Below are 25722 nucleotides of genomic sequence, written 5' to 3'. Positions count from 1 at the left end.
ATTACAAAACCAATAAAAAATAAAGTAATCTTTTTTACTTCAATTTACTTTTAAAAGTATTTTGTAGTTTAGAAAGCTTTGGATTAATTACAAATTGACAATATCCTTGCTCGCTATTTAGGTTGTAATAATTCTGATGGTAATCTTCAGCATTATAAAATGCCCCTAATGGAGATACTTCGGTTACTATTGGACTCTCAAAAACACCTTCTGAATCTAGGAAATCGATCATTTCTTTAGCGAGCCTTTGTTGTTCATCATTTTGATAAAATATGGCACTTCTATATTGTGTGCCTCGATCAGCTCCTTGTCTATTTAGCGTTGTTGGATCATGGGTAGCAAAAAAGATTTCTAATAGCTCTGTAAAACTTATAAACTCAGGATCAAACTCAATTTTTATTGCCTCTGCATGACCAGTTCTACCTGTAGTAATTTCACGATATGCTGGATTTTTAATAGTTCCACCGGTATATCCTGAAATAACTTTACTTACGCCTTTTAATCTTTGAAAAACAGCTTCTGTACACCAAAAGCATCCTCCGGCAAAAACAGCTGTTTCTAGGTTAATTTTTCCCATAATATTGTTAAAATGTAAATATTGTTCAACGAATGTACATATATCGTAAACAGTGATGATGCTTTTTAACTTTTCATTAGTACGCCATTTATGTGTAAAGGCTAGTTTTGCAAATAAGTCAAGAAAGTAAGGATTTTTTTACAAAATATGGAAAGAAACATACGCCCTATCTTAAGTGTGCTAATTTTATTGCATGCCTTTCACTTATTTGGTCAAGAAAAAAAACAAATTACAGCACATCGCATATCTAATCCTCCGAAGATAGATGGAATATTGGATGATGATGTTTGGAAAAACATCGAGCCATCAGGAGATTTTAAGATGTGGCAACCTGGAAATGAAGGTACTATACCTGATAACGTAAGAACCGAAGTAAAAATGGCTTATGATAATAAAGCGGTATACTTTGCAGCATATTTATATGATGATCAGCCAGATAAAATTCTTAAACAATTCAGTCAGCGTGATAATGTTTTTGCCCAAGCAGACTTTTTTAATATTTCGATAAACACCTACAATGATGGGATCAATGAAACTCGATTCTTTATAACCAGTGCAGGAACTATTGGAGATGCCAGAGCAGATCAATTCAATGAAGATTTCAGCTATAATGTAGTTTTTAGTGCCAAAATATCATACGATGACAAGGGTTGGTATGCTGAATTTAAAATACCGTATAACGCGCTACGTTTTCCAGAAGTTGAAGTACAAGATTGGAGTATCAATTTTTTTAGACGACTTCAAAACAGAAATGAAACACATTCTTGGAATTTTATAGATAATGAAGTAGGACAACGTACGCAATATAACGGAATCGTAAACGGTGTAGAAAATATTGATCCTCCTGTTAGGCTTACTTTTTTCCCTTTTGTACAAGGTTTAGCATCCAGTACAGATGGAGAAACTGAAACCGATTTTAGCGCAGGGTTAGATGTAAAATATGGACTAAGTGATAGCTTTACGTTGGATGCCACTTTAATACCTGATTTCGGACAAGCTGCATTTGATGAAGTTCGACTTAATCTTGGTCCTTTTGAACAAACATTTGGAGAAAATCGGCAGTTCTTTACAGAAGGAACTGAATTATTTAATAAAGGACGTATTTTCTTCTCTCGAAGAGTTGGAAATGGACCAACAGGTTTTGTATCCGATGATGATCTGAATGAAAATGAAGTAGCAGAAGATACCCCTACCAAAGTTAACCTTCTAAACGCTCTTAAAATTTCTGGAAGAACCAAAGGGAATCTTGGGATTGGTTTTTTTAACGCTATCACTGAAAAAACGGAAGTGCGCATTACAGATACTATTACTGGAGAACAAAGAGCAAAAGTGGTAGAACCGCTAGCTAATTACAATATCTTCGTTTTGGACCAACAATTCAATCAAAACTCGTCCATATCATTAATAAATACGAATGTTACGAGAAATGGCAGTGATTTTAGAGATTCAAATGTAACAGGTTTAGTTTGGAATTTGGCGAACAAAGCAAACTCTTACAGATTAACAGGAAGGTCAATCGTAAGTCAAGTAAATCTTCCTGGAGATAATATTGCAGGTTTTAGATCAGAACTTGATTTTGATCGTATCAAAGGTAAATGGAGATATGGTTTTGGCCACGATCTCGCGAATACCACGCTAGATATTAACGACTTAGGTGTGAATTTTAGAAATAATTTTAATAGTTTCAGAATTAGCACCTCTTATCAAATTTTTGAACCTACAAAAGTGTTCAATAATTATAGAATTAATCTTTTCGCAAGACATCGTAGATTATATGACCCTAGTGTTCAAACTTCTAATTCAGTAGGTGTAGATTGGTTTTTTGCCACACGAGAACGTTTTGCATTTGGAGGTTTTACCATTTATGATACCGATACCGATGATTACTTTGAACCTCGAGTAGATGGAAGATTTGTAACTTTTAGTGAAAACTTGGGAGTCAATATGTGGGTATCTTCGGATTATCGAAAAAAGTTTGCTTATGATGTACGACTATTCCATCGCAATTGGTTTGAAGATAACCAGCAAACTTATAGCATGAACCTTTCTCCAAGATATCGTTTTTCTGACAAATTACTGGTTATCTGGGCTACTGACTACTCCATAAGAAAAAGAAACTTTGGGTATATTGATAATAATGATACTGATGTATTTTTAGGACAAAGAGATATTACTACTATAGAAAACTCTTTGAGTGCTAGCTATAATTTTGATCCTTATAAAGCAATAAACTTACGTTTTAGAAATTTTTGGAGTACTGCAGATTACTCTGAAAATGTATTCTATGTCTTAAATCAAGATGGTAGTAGAACACAAATAGATTATGACACTTCAGAAAATGATCCAAATACTAATTTTAATATCTGGAATCTTGATCTAAGTGTAAGTTGGAGATTTGCTCCTGGAAGTGAAGCTACCCTACTCTACAGAAATCAAATTTTTAATCAAGATCAACTTTCTACAATCAATTACACTGAAAGTTTAGATAATTTGTTTGCGCAACCCATACAGCATACGGTTTCATTAAGAGTTGTTTATTTCCTAGATGTTAATAATTTAAAAGGCTCTTTTAAGGGATAATTTTTGGCGAAATTTAGGATATTTAACTAATTTCACCATCTGTACAAATAAAACTGATGATAAAAGCCAAAAATATTCATAAGAATTACGGAGACTTGCATGTTTTAAAAGGTGTAGATCTTCATATCAAAAAAGGAGAAATTGTTTCCATAGTAGGAGCTTCTGGAGCAGGAAAGACTACGTTACTCCAAATATTAGGAACATTAGATAGAGCATCTCAGGTAAAAGGAAGCGATTTATCTATTAATAATAATATCATCAATTTCTTATCAGAAAAACAATTATCCAAATTTAGAAATGAACAATTAGGGTTTATTTTTCAATTTCATCAGTTGCTACCAGAATTCACTGCTTTAGAAAATGTATGCATACCAGCTTTTATCAAAAAAGTTCCAAAAGCTGAAGCTGAAAAAAGAGCCAAAGAACTTTTAGGTTTTCTAGGACTATCGCATCGATGCGATCATAAGCCAAGTGAACTTTCAGGAGGAGAACAGCAGCGAGTAGCTGTGGCAAGATCTCTAATTAATAATCCAAAAGTGATTTTCGCTGATGAACCATCCGGAAATTTGGATAGTGAATCTGCTGAAAATCTACATAAATTATTCTTTAAACTTAGAGATGAATATGGACAAACCTTTGTGATCGTTACTCATAATGAAGAATTGGCTGATATGGCGGACAGAAAATTGGTAATGGTCGATGGTAAAATAGTAGACAAGACTTAAGTATCAATAGACACTTATAGTTTCAATTTTATCTAAGGTTTGTGAAAAAATTAAGTCAAAAGGATCTCAAAGAATTTCTCGATGAAAAAGCAGCTTTCTATGAACAGCCAAAATTTATAGAAACCGATCCTGTACAAATCCCTCATCTTTTTACCCAAAAGCAAGATATCGAAATAGCTGGTTTTCTTACTGCAACTATTTCTTGGGGAAATCGCAAAAGCATTCTAAATAATGCCCATAAGTTAATGGAATTAATGGGAAATTCGCCATATGATTTTATCATGAATCATTCAGAAAGTGATTTAGAAAACATGGAAGGTTTTGTACATAGAACTTTTAACCATAAAGATCTTTCTTATTTTATAAAGGCTTTACAACACTTATACAAGAGATATGGTGATATGGAAGGTTTCTTTAAGCAATTTTCGGGTGACGAGTTTTTGCAGGATGCTATTCATTTCTTTAAAAAAGAATTCTTTAGTCTGCCCCATTTACAACGAACAGAAAAACATATAAGTGATCCTCATAAAAATTCTGCGGCTAAAAGAATTAATATGTTTCTTAGATGGATGGTTCGAGATGCTGGAGCTGGTGTAGATTTAGGTATATGGAAAAGTATTTCTTCTTCTCAACTTTCCTGTCCGCTTGATGTTCACTCTGGTAATGTAGCCAGAAAATTACACCTAATCAGCAGAAATCAAAATGATGCCAAAGCACTTCATTTACTCGATGTGAACTTAAGGTTATTAGACGCTTCAGACCCTGTAAAATATGATTATGCACTATTTGGGTTAGGTGTATTTGAAAAATTTTAACTTACTACCTTTCAACAGATTAACATTTGAATACTTGTACAAAATTCTCTACAGATTATACAAAATCAAGTAAGAATGGTAATTTTTTATCAACGTTTGATCGAATACAACCCTATAAGTCTTAATTTTTAATATTTTTTTGTTAATTTTATTAAGAATTGTTTCACACAAGGCAATTCTTGATGAAGATGATTATACCTGGACTCCCCATAAATGAAGATTTTAGAATTGAAGCTTTATATTCTTTAGGTATTCTTGATACAGAACCCGAAAATGAGTTTGATGAAATCACTGCGCTTGCGGCATATCTTTGCGATACTGAAATCGCTTTGATTTCTCTTGTAGATACGGATAGAGAATGGTTTAAATCTTCTTATGGATTTGATACCAAAGAAATTCCCAGAGATCAGTCTTTTTGTGCACATTCCATTCTAGAACCAGAAACACCATTAATTATTAATAATGCACTAGAAGATATACGCTTCCAGGATAACCCTTATACCTTAAATGGAACGATAATTTTTTATGCTGGTGTTCCGCTAATTGATAAAAACGGTTTTGCTTTAGGTACTTTATGTGTTATTGATAGTAAACCAAAATCACTTTCAAACAAGCAGCTCGAAGCTCTAAAATCACTAGCGCATCAGGTGGTTATTCTTTTTGAATTGAATAAAAAGAATAAGGATTTAGAGAAAATTGAAAATAAATTGAGAAAGCGAAATGAATCCTTAAAAGATTTTGCACGAGTTATATCTCATGACCTAAAGATGCCATTAGCTAATGTGATCACCACATCTGATTTATTGAAATTAAAACTGGCAAACGATCTAGATCAAGAGACTTCGGAATATTTTGAATATATCAAACAATCCTCGTTTACGATGAGCGATTATATAAACGATGTATTAGACCATTATGAAAGTGATAGTCTTGCGCAACATAAACCCGAGCTCTTTAAATTAAATCATTTATTAAAAGAAATCGCAGAATTATTAAGTATAAAACCGGATTGTACGATTAATTTTCCAGAATCTAATCCTATATTAGAATGTAATAAATCGGCTTTAAAACAAATATTTTTCAATTTAATTGGAAATAGTATCAAGTATAATGATAAAGATCATATCATTATTGATATTGAACATACAGAAGATAAAAACTTTTATTATTTCAAGGTTGTAGATAATGGAATGGGAATCCCTGAAGATAAAATAAATACAATTTTCGATTTGTTTACAACAGCAAATGGCACTGATCGCAGTGGTAATAAAGGGAATGGAATAGGTCTTTCCACTGTAAAAAAGCTGGTAGAATCTTTAGGAGGACGAATTAAAGTAAAATCAGCACTTGGTATCCAAACTATTTTTGATTTCTCTATTAAAAAGCAATTAGATACTTAGGACATACTCAAAATACATGCTTCGGCACATTTTTCTCCATCAATCGCTGCAGAAATAATACCACCGGCATATCCCGCTCCTTCTCCGCAAGGATATAATCCTTTTATTTGTATATGCTCTAATGTCTTTCGATCTCTAGGAATTCTAACGGGTGACGATGTTCTCGATTCCGGAGCATGTGCGACAGCCTCATTAGTCAGATAACCACGCATGCTTCTATCAAAAGCTTTAAAACCTTCTTTTAAAGTATTGTAGATGAATTCTGGAAAAACTTCACTCATATTTATGGAACTTAAACCAGGTTTATACGAAGTTTCAGGTAAATCACCGGACACTTTCCCTTTGGTAAGATCTACAAGACGCTGAGCTGGAACTTTCTGAGTTTCCCCGGCTAATTTCCAAGAACGTTGTTCTATACTTTTTTGAAAATACATTCCAGCTAAAGGACCATGCTTAGAAAATTCTTTAAAATCTTCTAATCTAAGTTCTACTACAATTCCACTGTTCGATGTCGGTTGATCCCTTTTAGAAGGTGACCAGCCATTGGTTACTACTTCACCAGGACTGGTAGCACAAGGAGCGATAACACCACCAGGACACATACAGAAAGAATACATACCTCTACCCTTTACTTGTTTTACTATACTATAAGGAGATGGCGGTAAATAAGGACTACGAACATCACATTTATATTGTATTTGATCTATCAATTGTTGTGAATGTTCTACTCTTACTCCTAGCGCAAAAGGTTTCGCTTCTATTTCAATTTTTTTATGATATAATAATTCAAAAATATCTCTAGCAGAATGTCCTGTTGCCAAAATAACTTTATTTACATCAATCACATCTTGTTGATCTGTAACGACACCTTTAATTTCATTATCCGTAATTTTAAAATCTACAACTCTAGTTTCAAAATGTATTTCACCACCATGTTCTATAATTTTTTCTCGAATTGCTGCGATGATTGCAGGTAATTTGTTAGTCCCGATATGGGGATGCGCCTCGACTAAAATCTGATCAGTAGCACCAAAACCAACTAAAAGGCGTAAAATTCGATTGACATCTCCTCTTTTTTTAGATCTCGTGTAAAGTTTTCCGTCGCTATATGTTCCTGCTCCTCCTTCGCCAAAACAGTAATTAGAATCTTCATGTACAATATGATCTCTATTAATGGCTTTTAGATCTCTCCTTCTACTTCGAACATCCTTTCCTCTTTCTATAACAATCGGTTTATATCCAAGCTCTACACATTTCAATGCTGCAAATAATCCTGCTGGTCCTGCTCCTATGATTGCTACTTCTCTAGCATTAGACACATCTGGATAATTGGGTAAGTGTATATGTTCTTTTACGTAGTCTTCTTTTACATACACTTTTACCTTTAAATTTATTTTAACCGTTCTTTGCCTTGCATCAATTGATCTTTTTAAAATTTGTACATACCTAATTTCTTCAATCGGTATGCTGTTTTTTCTTGAAACCTGTAGCTTTAATAAATCAGGATTTGAAGCTATTTCTGGAGATACTTGTATGCTAAATTCGTATTGCAAAGGAATGGGTGGTATTTTTTTGCGAAGATACAATGTTATTACACAAATTTATTTGTATTAGAATCAATTGATTAAAAAATCTATGCAATCTCTCACCCAATTAAAAGATAACTTTAACTCTTTTTAATGTTTAAGTTTCTATATTTGATTAGAACAAACAATCAATTTAACTTATGAAAAAACTATTTTTATTAGCCATTGTGCTTATCGGTTTTACTTCAATTTCGAATGCTCAAAGTTTAAAATTGGGAATTAAAGGAGGTATCAACTTATCTACTATCAATGGAGATAATGTTCCTTCAAATCTTGATGCCAGAACAGGCTATCATATAGGTGTCGCCGCTCAAATAGGATTACCAGGTAAATTTGCGATACAACCAGAACTTTTATATTCTGCTCAAGGAGCTGATGACTTGGACATTGATTATGTAAACATTCCAATTTTGGTAAAATATAAATTCTTAAAATTCTTAAGTTTTGAAGCAGGTCCTCAGTTTGGAGTATTAGTAAATGATGATTATGCAGATGCTATTGAAACTAAGAATTTTGATGTAAGTGCAGCTGCTGGTGCAGGAGTAGAATTCGGAAAATTCTTTGCACAAGCAAGGTATAATTTCGGTATTACAGATGTTGTTGATAATAGCGATGTTAGAAATGGTACCTTTCAATTATCAGTAGGATATTATTTCCTTTAAAAAAATTAAAAGAATTTACTTTATAAAGCGGAAGAAAACTTCCGCTTTATAATTTTTAGCAATAAAAATATATTTAAGAATTATCTTACCTAAAAATTAGTTAAGCCCAAACCGTCAATCCCAAATCTTATAGTATATTTGATAAACGTTATTCGCGAATGCAATTTAAACACCCAGAATTTCTTTACGCTTTATTTGCACTTGTTATCCCCATTATAGTCCATTTATTCCAGTTAAGACGTTTTCAAAAGGTAGCTTTCACAAATGTCCAATTTTTAAAAGCAGTTACGATACAAACTCGTAAAAGTTCACAAATAAAAAAATGGTTAACGCTACTTTCTCGTTTATTAGCTTTTGCTGCAATCATTATTGCTTTTGCACAACCATTTTTTGCTTCAGAAGAAATTATTGATAAAAAAAGTGAAACCGCTATCTACTTGGACAATTCATTTAGTATGCAAGCTAAGGGTCCTAAAGGTGCTTTATTACAACGAGCTATACAAGAACTTCTAAGTTCTTTACCTGATGACGAAACCTATTCAATTTTCACAAATACAGAAACTTTTATAGATGTTAGCAAAAAAGATATCCGGAATGATTTACTGAAATTAGAGTATACATCCAATCAGATTTCTTATAGTGCAGCATATTTAAAAGGTAAAAAATTATTAGGCAATTCACCAGAAACTACAAAACGATTAATTATGGTTTCAGACTTTCAGCAAAAAGATGGAAATTTCAATATTCCTATCGATGAAAGTACGAAAACAAACCTAGTACAGTTAACACCAGTAAGCCGTCAAAACATAGCAATAGATAGTTTGTACCTAAGTCGTAACGAAAATAATGAACTTGTCTTAAATTCTGTTTTAAGTAATTCAAATGATAAAGCGGACAATGCTTCCATTGCTTTATACAACGATGAAAAACTACTCGCTAAAACTACCGTTTCCATGAATGCAAACGGTACTACAAATGCTGAATTTAGAATTGAAGAAAATACTAAAATTAATGGTCGTGTAATCATCGAAGATCCTGCCTTAACATTTGATAATTATAGATATTTTACCATTAATACCCCAGAAAAAATAAAAGTAGTTGCGATTAACGAAGCTAAAGATAATTTTATCAAGAATATTTATACCAACGATGAGTTTTCTTTAATCAGTACACCTTTTGATGGTTTAAATTATAATGATATTAGTAATGCAAATCTTGTAATTATTAATGAACTAAAACAAATTCCAACTTCACTAATAAATGCATTAAAACAATTTACAGATCAAGGAGGGAATATTTGTTTTATCCCTGCTACGGATGGAAACCTTGCTTCTTACCAACAATTTATTGGTGGTTTCTCTTCCGAAGGTTTATTAGGGTCTAAAGATCAAGAAAAGAAAATTACAGAAATTAATTTCGCTCATCCTCTATATAGAGGAGTTTTTGATAAACAGGTTCGTAATTTTCAATATCCAAAAGTAAATTCATTCTATAGTACCWCAGCCAATAATATCATTTTATCTTTTGAGGATAATGCTCCTTTTTTATACAAAACAGGTTCTCTATATATTTTCACGGCTGCCTTGAATACTGAAAATTCAAATTTCAAAAATTCACCACTAATTGTTCCTACCCTTTATAATATAGGCAAACAAAGTTTGAAACTATCCAACATCTCTTATATAATTGGACAAACAAATTCTTATGATGTTCCCATTTCATTAGGACAAGATGGCATCTTATCATTACAATCCAGCGAAGAAACTAGTATTCCTTTACAACAAAGTTTTACTTCTAAAGTAAGGATCACAACCGAGGATGTTCCTTCTAAAGCCGGTATTTATGCATTAAAAGATAAAGAAAATATTATCCAGCACGTAGGTTATAATTATAACAATAAAGAAAGTGATTTACAATATTATAACTTATCCACCAATGCTACTTATGAAGTAAATGATTCTGTTTCGAATCTTTTTGAACAAATAAAAGAAGAAACGAGTATTCACGAACTTTGGAAATGGTTTATTATTTTTGCTCTGATTTTCTTACTAATTGAAATCTTATTACTAAAATATCTGAAATGAACTTTTTATTAAAGGCTGCTACTGTTATTGATCCTTCTTCTCCTTTTCACCATCAAACAGTAGATATTCTAATTGAAAATGGCATCATAAAAGATATTGACGCCCTAATTGAAGTTAAAGATCATGTAGAAGAAATCAAATTAGAAAATCTACATATATCTCAAGGTTGGTTTGATAGTAGTGTTAGTTTTGGAGAACCAGGATATGAAGAAAGAGAAACTATTGCCAATGGATTGAATGTAGCTGCCAAAAGTGGATTCACGGACATCGCGTTAAACCCAAATACACTTCCTATTATTGATACAAGTGCATCAGTAGGTTTTCTGCAAAGTAAATCTTTACAACATCCTGTTAATTTACATCCTATTGGAGCATTAACAGTCCAGTCTATAGGAATAGATTTAGCTGAGTTGTACGATATGAAACAAGCAGGTGCTATTGCCTTTGGAGATTATAAAAAACCAATTAAAAATCCAAATTTGCTTAAAATTGCATTACTATATGCACAAAACTTTGATGGATTGGTGCTTTCATTTCCTCAAGAGAATAATATAGCAGGAAAAGGAATGGTACATGAAGAAGAACAAAGTACTTTGCTTGGTCTTAAAGGAATCCCTGCTCTTGCGGAAGAATTACAGATATCGAGAGACCTTTTCTTATTAGAATATACGGGAGGAAAATTACATATCCCTACTATTTCTACTGCAAAATCAATACAATTAATTAAGGATGCTAAGGCTAAAGGGCTTCAAGTTACTTGTAGTGTTTCTGTGCACAATTTACACCTTACAGATAAAGAATTAGCTACTTTCGATACAAACTATAAAGTACTACCGCCATTGAGAACTCAGAATGATATCGATAGCATTTTAAGTGGTATTAAAGATGGTACGATTGATATGGTTACTACTGATCATCAACCTGTGGATATTGAACATAAAAAAGTAGAATTCGATAATGCCATGTACGGAACTATCGGACTAGAAAGTGCTTTCGGAATTCTGAATAACGTACTACCTATAAATGACACAATTAATGTGCTTACTGGAGGAAAAGAAGTATTCCAAATAGAAAGTAACACAATAGATAAAGGAAATAAGGCTAATTTATCATTATTTAACCCTAAAGGAACTACTACTTTTACTAATGAATATATATTATCTACTTCTCAAAACAGTGCTTTTTTAGGAAAGGAAATAAAAGGAAATGTGTATGGTATTCTTTCTAATAAACAACTTATATTGAAATAAAATAATCTCTATATCATCATGCAATCAGATTACGAAAAACAAGGAAAAACTCCAGCTATTGTAGCTTATATAACCATAATCGGAACTATTATAGCTTTTTTCATGAATCAAGAATCCAAAAATGCCTTTGCAAGTTTTCATATTAGGCAAGCATTAGGAATCAATATCGGATTTTATCTGATAGGTGCTTTGGTTAGTGTATTCGACTCTTGGCTTATTTCTTCTTCTTTTTACATTTTTATATTTGTAATATGGTTTTATGGTATATTGACTGCTGTGCGAGAAGAGCAAAAACCAGTCCCTCTAGTAGGACCTTTATTTCAACAATGGTTTACTTTTATTAAATAAGTAACTACATTATTCTTTTATAAACTTGCTAAGTTTAAGATCTGAGGTTAATCCTATAACTAAAATTACAGAGTCATTGTCAGATTGCACAAGATAACGATGTCCGCCATCTGTATCCATAAAATCAAATTCCGAAAATTTCCCTTGATCCTCTATGGTTTTAGTAACAAATTCTTTTAGTTTATCAACAGGATAACTCGCTTGTAAATCAGGAGAAAACTGGTCAAAGATTTTTTGAGCATCATTAGCATTGTAGGCCTCAATAATCGTTTTCATTGCATTTTCGTAATCTGCATCCGTTTGGGCAATACCGGTATGCAAACAAAAAAGCAAAACAATATATAGTAGTTGTTTCATGGTAAGGTGTATTTTCAATAGGTTTTAAAAGATTTCAAAATTAGGGAATATTCCTCCAATTAAATCAAAATTAAGTATTAATACGTATTTAAGTAATAAGAATTTTATAATTTTCTATATAAAAAATTGAAAATTAATGTAGAATCTTCAAAAAAACCTGAGAAATTACTTACTCAGGCTTTTTTAAAAGATCTATACTTGTACTATTATTCAGTAGGTTTAGGACTCCACTTTAAGAAATTTGGTTTTACTACTAACATTGCCCATCCCCAGTTTTGTAATCCACTTGGATTTGCCACTCCTTTTAATACTTCCATACTATCTCCAGCAAACATCTGAGAATATCCTATTTTTAAGGTAGCATAAGGTAATATCTTTTGTGTAAATACAAGATCTAATTCTGTTCCTAAGTATTTATCATCTGTTCCAGCAATATCTTGGTCTGCAGAAAAATAATGTAGTTTGGCTAATAAACTATTGGATTTCCCTGTTTTAAGAACAGCTTTGGCATATAGATCTACTAAACCTACACTGTTTGCATGATTTCCAACAAAGAAATAATCCATATATCCGTTAAACTTGTGGTTGGTTCCAAAAATTGGGAAGAAAGATTTGATCTCTCCATCACTTCCTCCGTTATCATCACCACTCAAGATTTCACCACCAAGTCCAAATAGTGTTTTCCCTGGTTTGTAGGTTACTTCCAATGCAGCATTATAAGCTGATAAATCAACAGTTTCCGTAAACTTTCCCGTTTGTCCATACAAGTTTAATGCAATTTTTAGTCCTTTGGCTGGTTTAGCAACCAAGTGTGTTCCGAAAGTTTGTCTGTTTACAGTTCCATCAATTGGTGTTTGCCCGTCAGTAGAATCTAAGTTTTGATAAGAATTATTTACGAATAGTAAACTCCCTGAGAATTTCTCCCAGTCTTTATGTAACCAAGCATATGCCATTCCTTTGTAATCAAATACTGCTCTAGCATTTCCGCCATTGTTAGGATCAAACAAAGTATTAATTCTACTTAAACCATTTTGATTAAATGAGAAACCTACATCTAGTTTTAAACCACTTTCGTTTTTGTATTTGAGTAAAGCAGCATCATGGAATCTTCCTTGCATCGCCCAATCTAATCCTCCTAAGATTCTTTGATCGTCATAAGAAAGTGCTTGTCTACCTATTTTAGTAGACCATCCTTTTCCAAACTTAAAATCAATCCAAGCTTGAGCTAGTGAGAAGCTATTGTTATCATCAGCGACAGCTATTTGAGGTGTATCTCCCCAAACACTTACATCCTGCACACTTACATACGCTGCAAATTTATCGGCAGTATATCCGAACTTTAAACGAGAACGTTGTTGTACAAAAATAGCAGCATCAACTCCTGCAGGAACAAGATTGCCAAAACCACGTAGATATTCTGCTCTTGGTCTTATATCTGCATCTATACGTAATTCTTGTGCTTTGAAATTGCCTATGCATAAAAGAGCACAAATTAATAATGGTAGTGTTTTTTTCATTTTGAATTGGTTTTTTTGAGATATTGGTAAAAAAAATACGTATTTAAAACAAGTTTAAAATACGTATTTTTCCCCGTTCAAAAACTAGATTTATTCTAGAATTTATATTTTAACTTTCTCGTATAATCCTGTTACTACATTAAAAGCTTTGGTTAGATCATTGCTAAGTTTATACATCTCAGAAGGTTTAAAACCTTGATTCAAAAGCTTTTCTTTATTGTTTTTCACATTTTCCCATTTGGTCATTGCTACTCCTAATTTTTCATCAATTTGTTCATTATTGAAATTAGAAATTAAAAGCATTGTAATTGCTCCATCAAGTTCATTGTATACATTATTTAGCATAGACTCAGAGTTTTTTGTTTTCAGGGTATTCTGATTTGCAAAATAATATAACGCCAATCTTTGAGAAAGCATACGTTGTCTACCAGCCATATTGATCATCTTTTTTAGTTCTAAATCAGATTCTCCTAAGCCTTCATCTTCAAGAAGGGCATCACTACTTTTATTCGCTCCTTTGGATTCTACAATTACAGCGGATACAACATCATTTGTTGCTTTCAGTAGATCCGTATTCAGATCAATAATCTTCTTTGCATTGTCATAGTTTGGTGTACTTTCAATAAGTTTTTTGAACTCTATCCAAATTTGATCTACTTTGGCAATTCTATCCTTCGTTGCTTTATATCCAGAATTCTGTTTAATAATACCATTCTGTTTTTCAAAAATGATTTTACTTGTCAACAAATCTCTTTTAGCCTTCATATCRCTTGGATTTTCCACCAAGTACAAATATGATTTTGCCATTTTCTGACTTAACATTCGTTGTTTCCCAGAAATATTAACCGCTTTATTAAAAGTTAACATTCCATATTTCATACTCTGTTGGGCACTAATATTATTGATGCTCGGTATTCCTATTCCTATCATAAAAAATAGGACCATAAACTTAGACGTAAAGTTATTTTTCATTGTATAATTTTTATAGTTGAGATTAATCTTAATATTCTTCAAGTTCCAATTTGGTTATTTTATTATCAGTAGATAGTCCTAATATCAAAATGGTAGAAGAATTATCGAACTCCATCAGATAACGCTTATTACCTTCATCATCCATTAAGAAGGCTGATGATCCCATCATACCTTTTTTGGCATGATTATCAGTAATAAAGGTCTTGACTTTATCTAACGTAAAAGAAGATTGAAGGTCTGCAGCAAACAGTCCGAATATCTGATCTGCATCTTTAGCATTGTAAGCATCTGCTATTTTAGTAACAGTCATTTTATAACTATCTTCGGTTTGAAGAAAACTAAAACAACTGCATACTAGTAATAAAAGAATAATTTTTTTCATAAGATTTAGGGTTATATTAGTATTTACAATAATTCATAAATGGTAAAATTTCGAAATTTGGAACCTACTTGCTCAAAATTATATCAAAACACATCGGTATAATTTTAAATTCGCTCAAATGCTTTTTTAGTACGTTCGTTTGCGTTATACATCAGTCTAATAATTATCTAATGCATAGTTCATAATATTTTATCCCCAATCATGTTATAATAAAGTTGTTTATAGTTTGTTCTGTTAATGCCCCTTTAAAAAACAAAGTGATTTTTTTAAATATTCACACCTACTGTTTTAGGTTTAACAAAAACATTTTAATGATTAAAAATTTCTTAAATCTATGTTAACAATACGGTAAAACCGTAATTATTTTATGTTTTTAACACAAAATTAACGATTGTATATGCATTTCATCGATAATATTAACATTTCATCGACGAAATAACCCTTTTAATCTAACAAAAAACAACCTATTGTTATACTTAAAAACTTAATTACTGAAAAACAAGGTTATACAAACAAAATTGATTTCTAAAATGTAAGAATAATACTACAATATAAATTATGTTAAAAAAAGCTATCGTAATAATTGTCAAAATAATTTTTGTAATTATTCTTACTGTATTGACTCAGATCGGAGGAATACTTTATCTGATTATAGAAATTATATTTTCGAAAAAATATAAGAAGTATAGAATTCGAAAATATAGTACCTTCCTTTTAGTATATCTAATTAGTACTTTTATTATTATCCCTTATATAGCACCTATATTTGGTAGAGAAAAAATTAAGAATACATCATATATAGAAGCTTGCACCTTTTTTACATTATTATCTAACAGGAATTATGTAACTCCTGATTTAAATAATTCCTTACAAAACATTGCTAAAAAGATTCATCAAAAACATAATGGTGTTAAACTAGTATATTTAGACGCTAATTTTCCTTTTAAAGATGGATTCCCTTTGCTTCCTCACCTAAGTCATAACGACGGGAAAAAAGTCGATCTCTCATTTATCTATCTCAATAAAGAAGGACAATTAACCAATAAGAAACCTTCTATATTTGGATATGGTGTTTTTGAAGATCCTAAAGCTAACGAATTCAATCAAAACAACTTATGTAAGAAAAAAGGATATTGGCAATATGATGTTACCAAATACGTTACTTTCGGTATCGTAAATAATCAATTGAAACTTTCAGAAAAAGCAACAAAAGATTTAATTTTGGCAGTCGTAAATGATAAGATGGTAGGAAAAGTTTTTATTGAGCCACATCTAAAAAGTAGATTACATCTAAAAAATTCTAAAATTAGATTTCACGGATGCCAGGCAGTTAGACATGATGATCATATTCATTTACAATTAAAGTAAATACGCAAATTTTAACCGATAGATTATATAACATGGAGACAAGTACATTATCACTACATCACATTATAAAAGCTCCAAAAATAAAAAAGGACAAAACTCCTGTTTTATTTATGTTTCATGGTTATGGAAGTGATGAGAATGATTTATTTTCTTTTGCTCCAGAATTGCAAGAGGAATTATGTATAATCTCGGTAAGAGCTCCGTACCCTATGCAACCCTACGGAAATGCCTGGTACGCAATTTATTTTGATGCAGCCCAAGGAAAGTTTAGCGATGATGCTCAAGCTATTGAATCCAGAGATAAGATTTCAAATTTCATAGATGAAGCGATCGCAGCATATGATTTAGACGCGAGTAATGTAACACTATTAGGTTTTAGTCAAGGTACTATTCTTAGTTATGCGGTTGCACTATCCTACCCTCAAAAAATTAAAAATGTCATTGCGTTAAGTGGATATTTGAATGAAGATATTCTCAAAGATGGTTATGAAGGGCAAGATTTTTCTAATCTTAATATATATTGTTCTCACGGAAGTGTAGATCAAGTGATTCCTATTGATTGGGCAAGAAAAGCACCTATTAAATTTAATGAACTTGGAATTCAGACTACTTTAAACGAATTTCCAGTAGGTCATGGAGTTGCTCCACAGAATTTTTATCAATTTAAAGATTGGCTCAATAATCACATCTAAAAGTATACTTTTACTATACTAAATAGTTTTTGTTTTCGTTGAATTAAGATCACAAGTCTTAAAACTCTTCAAATGAAAACACAAACTACTCCAATTGTTTTCCTAGTTTTTTTATTGTCTTTCTCTTTTATTACAACAGGACAAATAACCTACGAAAATGCTTTCCCTAATATTGATTTCGAATTTCCTGTAGAAATACAATCTCCAAGAGATGGAACAGATCGAATGTTCATTTTAGAACAAAGAGGACGAATAAAGGTATTTCCGAGAAGAAGTAATGTTTTAGAAAGTGAAGTTGATACATTTTTAAATATCACCGATCGAGTTCGTTTTAGAGATGGACAAGAAGTAGGGCTTTTAGGACTAGCCTTTCATCCAGACTTTGATACCAATCGTTATCTGTATACTTACTATACCACAGACAGCCCTGTATCAGGTATTTCTGTTAGAATGGTACTTTCTAGATTTACTGTAAGTCCTACTAATCCCAATTTTGTAGATCCGAATAGTGAATTAGTGATTTTTCAGTTTGACAAAAATCAAAATAATAGCAACCACAATGGTGGTAAAATTGAATTTGGCCCTGATGGATATCTGTACATCTCCATCGGAGACGGTGGCGGAGGAAATGATCCTGAAGGAAATGGGCAAAATAAAAATACCGTCTTCGGTAGTATCTTACGAATCGATATAGATTTAGATGGAAATAACCCAATAGAGACGAATCCAGATCTTCCCAATGGAAATTATGAAATACCAAGTGACAATCCTTTTGTTGGCATTAGCGGGTTAGATGAAATTTATGCTTATGGGATCAGAAATACATGGAAATTTTCTTTTGATAATGTTACAGGACGATTATGGGGTGCAGATGTAGGGCAAGGTGCTTTTGAAGAAGTCAACATTATAGAAAATGGAAAAAATTATGGTTGGAGTAGATTTGAAGCAAATTCCGTGGCTAATAGCGGTGTAATCATTACGGAACCAACCGAATTTCCAGTTCATTTTTATAATCGAAACCAAGGAGATCGATCTATTACAGGAGGATACGTGTATAGAGGTTCGGAAATTACAAGCCTTAACCCTGATATTAATTCAAAATATATTTTTGGAGATTATGTAAGTGGAAGAGTTTGGGTATTGGATTATAACTCGTCTACGGGAGATGCCAGTAGTACTTTGCTTTTTAATACTTCGGGTGAATTTGTTTCCTCTTTTGGAGTAGATACAAATGGGGAGCTTTATTTTAGTGATTATGGAAGTAATGCTCAGCTTTATAAACTTGTTGACGGTACTTCTACTCCATCAGGAACCGCTGTGAATGGTATTGGAGAATGGAGTTCTCTTAATCAAGGAATTCCTAATGGTCTTGTACAAGCGATAGCAACCGATACTAATGGAGATGTATATCATGCAGGTACTTTTACAGAAGCAGGTACTATAAGTGCAAATAACATTGCTGTTTGGAATGAGTCTTCAGGTTGGAGAACATTGAGCACAGGATCTAATGGAACAATTAATGCTCTTAAAATTGCGCCAAATGGAAATCTATATGCTGGTGGTAGTTTTACTGAAATTGGTGGAGTTGAAGCAAAAAATATTGCGATGTGGAATGGAACTACTTGGTCTGCTTTAGGATCTGGAACTGATGGTACTGTAGCAGCAATAGAAATAAATAACAATACTGTTTTTGTAGGTGGCGTGTTTGAAACCATAAATAATAGTACTGTTCGAAATATAGCTTCATGGAATGGTTCTTCATGGTCAGCTTTAACTGATGCGGGAAGCTCTGTTTCTGGTACAAATAACGAGGTTCGGTCTTTAGCACTAGATGCTAATGGAATACTATATGTAGGCGGAAACTTTGATGAAGCCGGAGATGTTACTGCTAACAGGATAGCTACTTGGGATGGCAATAATTGGGGAACTTTGGGAACTGGCACAAGTGGTTTTGTTGAAGCTATCGCTATTTCTGGAAATAACGTATTTATTGGAGGTAACTTTTCTATCGCTGGTGGACAAACAGTAAATCGTATTGCACGATGGAATACAAACTCTTCAACTTGGTCAAGCCTAGGCAATGGCGTAAACAATATCGTGAATACTTTAATTCATGATGGAAATAATTTATACGTCGGTGGTGCTTTTGATAATGCAAATATTGATAATTCTAATAGTATCATCGTAAATAATATTGCTAGATGGAATGAAACCAATGGGTGGCAAGCTTTGGGAACAAATACCAATGTTGGTGTAGATATAAAGATCAATACGATGCGTTTCGCTTCTAACAGTGATGGTGTTGACAAAATATTTGCTGCTGGTAACTTTTCGATTGCCGGAGCTAGTAATGCCAATAACACCGCTCAATGGGTATCAGAAAATGTATTGAGTATTCCCGACATTTCTGAGCAGCAAATTTATTTATATCCTAATCCAACAACAGGTATTGTTCAACTCCCTGAAAAAAGTGATTGGATTTTAACAGATATGACTGGAAAAGTTATTGATAAAGGAAATACTAATTCTTTTGATATTTCCACTAGAAACACTGGAATGTATTTACTGAATATAAAAGGTAAGCAAGTACTAAAAATTATCAAACAATAACAATAAAGCAGATCATAGTTTTATCTATATTTATCATTTAAACCTATTCCTTGTAGGATCATTGGTATTATTTTATTCAATCTAGAATCTTTTGTAGCATCTCGTTTAGCTGTAACGATATACTCCATATATTCTTTTTGTTTAAAAGGAGTCAGTTTATGAAAACAAGTCTTTAAATCATTATTTTGTTCTAATGCAACCTTCAACCGTTCAGGTATCTCAATATCCTTCGAAGAACGTTCTATTGTGATTTCTTTACCTTCCTTTTGATTCTGAATAGCCTCCAGAACGTATTCTAGTATTTGTTCTTTATCTATTTCTTCGAAAGTATTAAATCTCCATTGTCGCAAACCTTTGGTTTTCCCTTCTTGCGCATTCATGAGTTTATTATAAGGATCTTTCAGAAAAACTCCCTGATGAAACCATATGCCAACATAGGATTTAAATGCGCTCAACCCAACAACATTTTTACCTTTTATAGTATAGGTAGGAACTCCCCATTTAATAGTTTCTTCCATTTCTGTTGAGGTCATTATAGATCTCAACAATTCTAAACTTTCTTTCCAATCCGGCTTTTTGGAAATAAACTCTTCTACGGATTTATTATTCTGCATTTATTTTGTTGTTAGGATTCCATCAAATATGTTTTCAGTCTATCTTTCAAAAAATAATTCCATCCTGCTACACAGCTTTCCTTTTTAAACTCAGGAATATCAGATGAAAAATCTTCGGTAACAATCATTGATAATTGTAAAATTACACTATTTAATTGCTTTATCAATTCAAAAGTAACTATTGCATCTCCAACATACTCGCTATAGCTCCAAGTATAAGAAATTTTTCTGTTTAGTTCCACCTCTATAACTTCCCAACAATGAGTAAATTTTCGATCTTCTACCTCAACCAAAAATGCTGTTTCGAAACCTATTTCTGGTTTAAAAGACGGTATATTATCAAAAAACCATAATCGCATTTCATCCACATTTGTAATAGCATTCCAAACCTTGTTTATGCTAGAGTGAAAAGTTTGGGATATCACAATAGGATTATCAGTTGTTTTCATAGCTTATCAATAATCAAACGTTTATAATTCTCATCGTAGGCTCCTGTTGAATCTTTTTTCAATTAACAGAGCTTATCTTCTTATTAGAACGCTACTAAAAATAATGAATTTCTGGTATAAAACTTGATAATTGAAAATCAAAAAAAATAATGAGAACTTTAATCTTCGGCTTTTTATTACTACTATTTTGTAATTCTTGCTTTCCAACGAAAATTGCTCCAAGAATCGAGGATTATAAATTGACTACTGGTAAAAAGTTTAAAAAACAACTTCCTAAAAGAGGAGCTTTCATTTTTGAAGATCCTAAGAATGCGAATGAGTTCTATAAATTCATTAATGCAAAATTTAAATTAAACGATACGGATGTGCGATGGAATGTTCCTTTTAAAATAGCTGAAAAGGAATTTTATTTCTCCTTTTACGAAGTAGAAAGAACCTCAAAAACGATCAATATTGCACCTATGATTATTGATGCAGCACTAGATCCTGATGATACAGATCCTGGCTTGGAAGACCTTTATACTAGTAGAAGTGGTACATGGTATATCGCGCTAACGGTAAATGATGAAGAGTTTATGGATCCATTAAAAGAAAACTACCCACAAAAAGAAGAAGTCATTGCCTATTTAAGAAATCTTAAAAAAGAATATTTATCTACTCGTAATTATAAAAAATATTCAATAATGAACTAAATGGAAAAGTACTTGCAGTATTTCAGTAAAATATCCTCTACAAGTACTTTTTTATTTACTGAATAGGTATGTAAAAATCTACCAAAAACTTTCCTTCAGGATGTTCTCTAAAATCATTATGATAGATCTCAAAAGGAGTTCTTTCTGATTTCTGATATCCTTTTTCATTCATCCATATAAATAGACTACTCCAAGATTTTTCAAAGTCACTAGGTGTAATTTCAAAACTTGCTACAATACTTCTTCCTCCCAAAATAGAAACCGGTTGTATATCTCCTTCCTGATTAATTGCTTCCTCTAGTAATAATGAGACACTCATTCGAACTTTATCAGGGGATGTCACTTTAAAGCTATCATGAAAGATCCTTGCTGTTTTAGTACTTTTTCGATCCATTATACCTTTGGATCTTCCCCATTTAAAAATTTTTTCAAAGGCATTTTCTAAACCCTCTACTCCTATTTGTGTGACACTTGCAAAATGTAAATCTGGTAACTCTTTAATTTCAATTTTTGCATTCATTTCGATCCATTTTAAATGATTAGTAATATTGCAAATGTATTGCTCAAATAAAGGCTCATCTTTTCCATTCTTGCTTTTTGATTTACCAATCTTGCTAAATTTACTCGGGAGTTGTTTTCGGAATTCACTTGGGCTTACTCCATAAAACTTTTTGAAAGCTTTCGTAAGAGATGAATTGCTACTAAAACCAGATTGAAATGCTACTTCCGTTATACTTACTTCCTCCTTATGCATTAAAACAGCAGCAATTTTTTCTAGACGTCTTCTATTGATATAAGAATTTAAAGTCTCTCCTATTACTGCTTTAAAAATTCTGTGAAAATGGAATGGAGAGTACGAAGCTATACTAGCAATAGTATCTAATGACAGATCGTTATTCAGATTACTATCTATGTATTCTAAAGCTACATTAATTCTACGAATATAATCTTTGTTTAGTCGCTGTTCTGAAGGAAATCCCATGATATATTCAAATTAATCTAAATCTTCTCGACTAAAGTCTTCGTGAAAATCTTTTGTGTTTTTAAAACCTAATCCTGCTAGTTTTTCAAAATATGGAATATAATCAGGCGCTTCGAATTTATAGGAATCAACGTCCCACAAAAAATGTATGATCCATGAGTACCATCTTGCAGGAGCCGGATATTTTTTCAAATAGATTATGCGTTCATCAAAAGATAAATCTTGTTGATCCAACCATTCATTTAAAATCATAATATGGCTTTCTCCTCCACCCATTCGCCAACCAATACTATATGGATGAGAATTAGGAGCATATATCCATGGTGGTGGAACATCACCATATTTTTCTATTAGTGCAGTGCTAGATTTGATATACCATTCAGCATCTTTATATTTTCCCATCTCATCAGTTTATTGATCAGGTTTGAATATAAAGAATAAAAAATAATTAAAGTGTTATAATCATCTTTTCAGTGAGATTAGAATCCCATTCAAATACTACAATCACGGTTGCTGCTGCTTCATTCCAATTAAATTCCAAAGCTTTGTCTCCAACAGTTATTGTTTTGGGAGCTTTTGAGATATTATGAATTACTAAAGTAATATCCCGAGTAGTCTTTTTAAAATCGGTTCCAGTTTCTGCTTTAAAATCAAAAGAAAGCATACTATCTGTTATAGTACTTTCAAATGCTAAAAGTTCATACTTTCCTTTCTCATAAGCATTTGGTGTTTTTCCATCATCATCATATAAAGTATCCTGACTACTCTCTACCTTAGCATCATAGTAATAATGTATTGTTAACTCATTTGTATTATACAATTCTGTATTTTGTAAAGTAGAAATCATAGGAATAAAAGCACCTCCTCTTACAAAAACAGGAATATGATCTTCTTTAGTATCCACAGTAATATATCTTCCTCCTTCATATTTTTTTCCTGTATAAAAATCGAACCAATTGGATGTTTTAGGGAAATACACATCTTTAGAAGCAACTCCTGATTTAACAATAGGAGATACTAAAAAATTATCTCCCCATAAATATGTATTGGAAACTGTTTGTAGCTCTTTGGTATCAGCATCTTCAAAAAATAAAGGTCGCATTAATGGCACACCGGTTCGGTTATTTTCAAAAGCCAAGGTATAATTATAAGGAAGCATTTGATATCTAAGTTCGATACTCTTCTTCGCCAGTTCTTTTGTCTTTGTATCATGAAAAACAGGTTCTGGAGCGATATGTTCCTGAGCATGCGGTCTATAAATCGGTTGAAACACTCCATATTGTAACCAACGCGTATATAATTCTGGATCAAACTTTTCACCACCTGCAAAACCTCCTAAATCTGAATGCATATATCCTAATCCTTGAATTCCCATCGATAATGCGATTTCTGTTTGTGGTTGCAAACCTCCCCAACTTCTACTAACATCTCCTGACCAAGGAATCATTCCGAATCTTTGAGAACCAGAATATCCTGCACGCATTAAAATAAAAGGACGTTGATTAGGAAAATCCTTTTGATAGCCTTCTTGTAACAATCTTGCCCAATCATGACCATATACATTATGAACTTCATCCGCAGATCCTGTTGCATGTAATAAGGCTGAAGGGTGCACTTCTGGCTCGCCCAGATCTCCCCACCAACCAGCAACATTATAATCTTTGGTATAAGATTTATAAATATTCCAGAACCAATCTTTACCTTTTTGATCATAAATATCTACAATTCCTGTATTTCCAAAATAAAAATCATAGGTATACGGATTTCCAAGAGAATCTTTTCCTAATACTTTTTCTGATACCGCTTCTTCCCATTTCTTAGAAGTTGATAATATAAACGGTTCTGTAATTAATATAGTTTTAACTCCTTGATCTTTAAAATCATTGATCATTTTTTTTGGATTAGGAAATGAATCCTTTAAAAATTCAAGATTTCCCATATGTCCTTTGATATCTTTCCCGAACCAATAAATATCAAGTATTACAGCATCCAATGGAATAGAATCTTTTTTGAATTTCTCAATTGTTTCCGTTGTTTCTTTTTCTGAATGATATCCAAAACGACTTGCAAAGTTTCCAAAAGCCCATCTAGGTGGTAACGGTTGTTTTCCAGTTAAGTCAGTGTACTGATCCATTAGATCTTTCCAGTCATCTCCTGCTACTACTTGGTATGTTTTTCTCCCATTTATAGTTTCATAGCTTAACGTATTATCTTTCTTGCTATCAATATCAAGAAATCCAATCGGTGCATTATCAAAATGAACAGCATATTTTTTTGAGGACAAAACTAGTGGCATTGTATAGTTCATCAATTCAGAACGAGTCTCATATCCATAATGCGCTCTATTATATAATTGTAATCGATTCCCTCTGCGATTCATTCCTACTACTCGTGAACCTGCTCCATAAATTACTTCTTCTTTATCTAAGTTAAAATTTAAGATCTCTGTAGAATCCGTTTTTATATATCCTTCCTTTTCAGAAATTAATTCTTTACCATTATATATATAAGAAATATGAAAAGGTTCTTTTGAGATTTGTACACTAATACCATCTGAAACTCCGTATGTAACTAGTTTGTCGGTTTCAGTTACCTTGGCTTCTATTCCTTTTTGCAAAATTACTGCATGAGATGATGCATTATAGGTTTCACCTGTTGGTATAAAGGAAGTCTCTACAATCTTATTCGAATATAATTTGATCATATATTTTCCATTATCTCTAGGAATCTCTATAAAACCATCCTTAGCATAACTACTATAATTCGCTATGACATCGCTATAATTGTGCTTGCAAGAAACGGTTAAAAAAGTAAGTGCTCCTAAGAGTAAAACATAAAAAAATCTTGAATTCATTTTGTAAAAAGTTTTCGACAATAGATAAGACTCAAATATAGTAGAATCCCTCTAAAATAAGGAGATTACCAGAAACGGTTGGATAGAATTATTAAATCTTCATCGAAATTCAAAAAACACGGTAAAAAGTGTAAAGGTTTACTACAACGTTTTCGTTTGATATAAACTAAGTATTTTATCATGAGTAATACAATTCATACAGTAAA

At 32.2% G+C, this 25722-nt stretch carries 23 protein-coding genes; 12 read left to right on the top strand and 11 right to left on the bottom strand.

The genetic code is table 11. The features are described 5' to 3' along the window. Positions 1-34: 34 nt before the first annotated feature. Positions 35-577, bottom strand: a complete 543-nt coding sequence (gene msrA / locus GBO31_RS06620; protein ID WP_219007546.1) for a peptide-methionine (S)-S-oxide reductase MsrA — start codon at positions 575-577, stop codon at positions 35-37. A 147-nt stretch (positions 578-724) separates the two neighbouring features. Here msrA and GBO31_RS06615 point away from each other — a divergent pair, with 147 nt between their 5' ends. The 4 genes from GBO31_RS06615 (at position 725) to GBO31_RS06600 (ending at position 6097) form a co-directional block, all read left to right on the top strand. Continuing rightward, a complete protein-coding gene (locus tag GBO31_RS06615; protein WP_219007545.1) occupies positions 725-3157 on the top strand; it encodes a DUF5916 domain-containing protein in 2433 nt (810 codons plus the stop codon). A 56-nt stretch (positions 3158-3213) separates the two neighbouring features. After that, positions 3214-3882: an ABC transporter ATP-binding protein gene (locus tag GBO31_RS06610; RefSeq protein WP_219007544.1), complete on the top strand. Its 669-nt coding sequence runs from the start codon at positions 3214-3216 to the stop codon at positions 3880-3882. A 41-nt stretch (positions 3883-3923) separates the two neighbouring features. Beyond that, on the top strand, positions 3924-4697 hold the full coding sequence (locus GBO31_RS06605) for a TIGR02757 family protein (protein ID WP_219007543.1): 774 nt from the start codon (positions 3924-3926) through the stop codon (positions 4695-4697). A 182-nt stretch (positions 4698-4879) separates the two neighbouring features. Further along, the gene (locus GBO31_RS06600) at positions 4880-6097 is read left to right on the top strand and encodes a sensor histidine kinase (RefSeq protein WP_343211289.1); all 1218 of its coding nucleotides are present in this window, start codon (positions 4880-4882) and stop codon (positions 6095-6097) included. Here the strand turns inward: GBO31_RS06600 and GBO31_RS06595 are convergent. Next, positions 6094-7650 (bottom strand): NAD(P)/FAD-dependent oxidoreductase, encoded by a 1557-nt coding sequence (locus GBO31_RS06595; RefSeq protein ID WP_219007542.1) that lies wholly within the window; start codon positions 7648-7650, stop codon positions 6094-6096. The genes GBO31_RS06600 and GBO31_RS06595 overlap by 4 nt on opposite strands. A 173-nt stretch (positions 7651-7823) precedes the next feature. Here GBO31_RS06595 and GBO31_RS06590 point away from each other — a divergent pair, with 173 nt between their 5' ends. From GBO31_RS06590 to GBO31_RS06575, 4 genes are all read left to right on the top strand, one after another. Continuing rightward, positions 7824-8345, top strand: coding sequence for a porin family protein (locus GBO31_RS06590; protein WP_219007541.1), 522 nt, complete (start codon positions 7824-7826; stop codon positions 8343-8345). A 158-nt stretch (positions 8346-8503) separates the two neighbouring features. Beyond that, on the top strand, positions 8504-10429 hold the full coding sequence (locus GBO31_RS06585; protein ID WP_219007540.1) for a vWA domain-containing protein: 1926 nt from the start codon (positions 8504-8506) through the stop codon (positions 10427-10429). Continuing rightward, on the top strand, positions 10426-11679 hold the full coding sequence (locus tag GBO31_RS06580) for a dihydroorotase (RefSeq protein WP_219007539.1): 1254 nt from the start codon (positions 10426-10428) through the stop codon (positions 11677-11679). The genes GBO31_RS06585 and GBO31_RS06580 overlap by 4 nt, the downstream gene beginning before the upstream one ends. 18 nt (positions 11680-11697) lie before the next feature. Then, a complete protein-coding gene (locus GBO31_RS06575) occupies positions 11698-12027 on the top strand; it encodes a hypothetical protein (RefSeq protein ID WP_219007538.1) in 330 nt (109 codons plus the stop codon). A 9-nt stretch (positions 12028-12036) separates the two neighbouring features. On the opposite strand, the gene GBO31_RS06570 is transcribed toward GBO31_RS06575, so the two are convergent. From GBO31_RS06570 to GBO31_RS06555, 4 genes are all read right to left on the bottom strand, one after another. Continuing rightward, on the bottom strand, positions 12037-12384 hold the full coding sequence (locus tag GBO31_RS06570; protein ID WP_219007537.1) for a DUF3887 domain-containing protein: 348 nt from the start codon (positions 12382-12384) through the stop codon (positions 12037-12039). 206 nt (positions 12385-12590) lie between these two features. After that, positions 12591-13901, bottom strand: a complete 1311-nt coding sequence (locus tag GBO31_RS06565) for an alginate export family protein (RefSeq protein WP_219007536.1) — start codon at positions 13899-13901, stop codon at positions 12591-12593. A 102-nt stretch (positions 13902-14003) separates the two neighbouring features. Continuing rightward, entirely contained in the window at positions 14004-14873 is an 870-nt protein-coding gene (locus GBO31_RS06560; RefSeq protein WP_219007535.1) for a type IV pili methyl-accepting chemotaxis transducer N-terminal domain-containing protein, read from the bottom strand. Positions 14874-14901: 28 nt separating this feature from the next. Further along, positions 14902-15255, bottom strand: a complete 354-nt coding sequence (locus GBO31_RS06555) for a hypothetical protein (protein ID WP_219007534.1) — start codon at positions 15253-15255, stop codon at positions 14902-14904. Between the two features lie 558 nt (positions 15256-15813). Between GBO31_RS06555 and GBO31_RS06550 the strand changes: the two genes are divergently transcribed. The 3 genes from GBO31_RS06550 (at position 15814) to GBO31_RS06540 (ending at position 19925) form a co-directional block, all read left to right on the top strand. Next, on the top strand, positions 15814-16623 hold the full coding sequence (locus tag GBO31_RS06550; protein WP_219007533.1) for a hypothetical protein: 810 nt from the start codon (positions 15814-15816) through the stop codon (positions 16621-16623). 32 nt (positions 16624-16655) lie between these two features. Next, entirely contained in the window at positions 16656-17315 is a 660-nt protein-coding gene (locus GBO31_RS06545) for an alpha/beta hydrolase (RefSeq protein WP_219007532.1), read from the top strand. Between the two features lie 72 nt (positions 17316-17387). Continuing rightward, positions 17388-19925 (top strand): PQQ-dependent sugar dehydrogenase, encoded by a 2538-nt coding sequence (locus GBO31_RS06540; RefSeq protein WP_219007531.1) that lies wholly within the window; start codon positions 17388-17390, stop codon positions 19923-19925. A 20-nt stretch (positions 19926-19945) separates the two neighbouring features. On the opposite strand, the gene GBO31_RS06535 is transcribed toward GBO31_RS06540, so the two are convergent. Both GBO31_RS06535 and GBO31_RS06530 read right to left on the bottom strand, forming a co-directional pair. Further along, the gene (locus tag GBO31_RS06535) at positions 19946-20539 is read right to left on the bottom strand and encodes a YdeI/OmpD-associated family protein (RefSeq protein WP_219007530.1); all 594 of its coding nucleotides are present in this window, start codon (positions 20537-20539) and stop codon (positions 19946-19948) included. 11 nt (positions 20540-20550) lie between these two features. Continuing rightward, complete coding sequence (locus tag GBO31_RS06530) at positions 20551-20988, bottom strand: SRPBCC family protein (protein ID WP_219007529.1); 438 nt, start codon at positions 20986-20988, stop codon at positions 20551-20553. 149 nt (positions 20989-21137) lie between these two features. Between GBO31_RS06530 and GBO31_RS06525 the strand changes: the two genes are divergently transcribed. Further along, complete coding sequence (locus tag GBO31_RS06525) at positions 21138-21680, top strand: hypothetical protein (RefSeq protein WP_219007528.1); 543 nt, start codon at positions 21138-21140, stop codon at positions 21678-21680. 55 nt (positions 21681-21735) lie between these two features. Here the strand turns inward: GBO31_RS06525 and GBO31_RS06520 are convergent, their stop codons facing one another. From GBO31_RS06520 to GBO31_RS06510, 3 genes are read right to left on the bottom strand one after another with little or no spacing between them, the layout of a single operon-like run. Then, positions 21736-22662 carry an AraC family transcriptional regulator gene (locus tag GBO31_RS06520; RefSeq protein ID WP_219007527.1) on the bottom strand — a complete coding sequence of 309 codons (927 nt, stop codon included), beginning with the start codon at positions 22660-22662 and terminating at the stop codon, positions 21736-21738. A 12-nt stretch (positions 22663-22674) separates the two neighbouring features. After that, positions 22675-23064: a hypothetical protein gene (locus GBO31_RS06515; RefSeq protein WP_219007526.1), complete on the bottom strand. Its 390-nt coding sequence runs from the start codon at positions 23062-23064 to the stop codon at positions 22675-22677. A 46-nt stretch (positions 23065-23110) separates the two neighbouring features. Then, entirely contained in the window at positions 23111-25516 is a 2406-nt protein-coding gene (locus tag GBO31_RS06510; RefSeq protein WP_219007525.1) for a TIM-barrel domain-containing protein, read from the bottom strand. Positions 25517-25722: the final 206 nt, after the last annotated feature.

Source organism: Aquimarina litoralis, assembly GCF_019295435.1.
Lineage (GTDB): Bacteria > Bacteroidota > Bacteroidia > Flavobacteriales > Flavobacteriaceae > Aquimarina > Aquimarina litoralis_A.
This window is presented reverse-complemented; position numbering and strand designations above follow the sequence as displayed.

Excerpts from the sequence above, each read along its gene's own strand:
- GBO31_RS06565 (WP_219007536.1), bottom strand. The coding sequence starts at position 13,901 with ATGAAAAAAACACTACCATTATTAATTTGTGCTCTTTTATGCATAGGC.
- GBO31_RS06600 (WP_343211289.1), top strand. The coding sequence starts at position 4,880 with ATGAAGATGATTATACCTGGACTCCCCATAAATGAAGATTTTAGAATT.
- GBO31_RS06520 (WP_219007527.1), bottom strand. The coding sequence starts at position 22,662 with ATGGGATTTCCTTCAGAACAGCGACTAAACAAAGATTATATTCGTAGA.
- GBO31_RS06575 (WP_219007538.1), top strand. The coding sequence starts at position 11,698 with ATGCAATCAGATTACGAAAAACAAGGAAAAACTCCAGCTATTGTAGCT.
- GBO31_RS06540 (WP_219007531.1), top strand. The coding sequence starts at position 17,388 with ATGAAAACACAAACTACTCCAATTGTTTTCCTAGTTTTTTTATTGTCT.
- msrA (WP_219007546.1), bottom strand. The coding sequence starts at position 577 with ATGGGAAAAATTAACCTAGAAACAGCTGTTTTTGCCGGAGGATGCTTT.
- GBO31_RS06515 (WP_219007526.1), bottom strand. The coding sequence starts at position 23,064 with ATGGGAAAATATAAAGATGCTGAATGGTATATCAAATCTAGCACTGCA.
- GBO31_RS06580 (WP_219007539.1), top strand. The coding sequence starts at position 10,426 with ATGAACTTTTTATTAAAGGCTGCTACTGTTATTGATCCTTCTTCTCCT.
- GBO31_RS06530 (WP_219007529.1), bottom strand. The coding sequence starts at position 20,988 with ATGAAAACAACTGATAATCCTATTGTGATATCCCAAACTTTTCACTCT.
- GBO31_RS06615 (WP_219007545.1), top strand. The coding sequence starts at position 725 with ATGGAAAGAAACATACGCCCTATCTTAAGTGTGCTAATTTTATTGCAT.
- GBO31_RS06555 (WP_219007534.1), bottom strand. The coding sequence starts at position 15,255 with ATGAAAAAAATTATTCTTTTATTACTAGTATGCAGTTGTTTTAGTTTT.
- GBO31_RS06545 (WP_219007532.1), top strand. The coding sequence starts at position 16,656 with ATGGAGACAAGTACATTATCACTACATCACATTATAAAAGCTCCAAAA.
- GBO31_RS06590 (WP_219007541.1), top strand. The coding sequence starts at position 7,824 with ATGAAAAAACTATTTTTATTAGCCATTGTGCTTATCGGTTTTACTTCA.
- GBO31_RS06550 (WP_219007533.1), top strand. The coding sequence starts at position 15,814 with ATGTTAAAAAAAGCTATCGTAATAATTGTCAAAATAATTTTTGTAATT.
- GBO31_RS06570 (WP_219007537.1), bottom strand. The coding sequence starts at position 12,384 with ATGAAACAACTACTATATATTGTTTTGCTTTTTTGTTTGCATACCGGT.
- GBO31_RS06525 (WP_219007528.1), top strand. The coding sequence starts at position 21,138 with ATGAGAACTTTAATCTTCGGCTTTTTATTACTACTATTTTGTAATTCT.
- GBO31_RS06610 (WP_219007544.1), top strand. The coding sequence starts at position 3,214 with ATGATAAAAGCCAAAAATATTCATAAGAATTACGGAGACTTGCATGTT.
- GBO31_RS06535 (WP_219007530.1), bottom strand. The coding sequence starts at position 20,539 with ATGCAGAATAATAAATCCGTAGAAGAGTTTATTTCCAAAAAGCCGGAT.
- GBO31_RS06510 (WP_219007525.1), bottom strand. The coding sequence starts at position 25,516 with ATGAATTCAAGATTTTTTTATGTTTTACTCTTAGGAGCACTTACTTTT.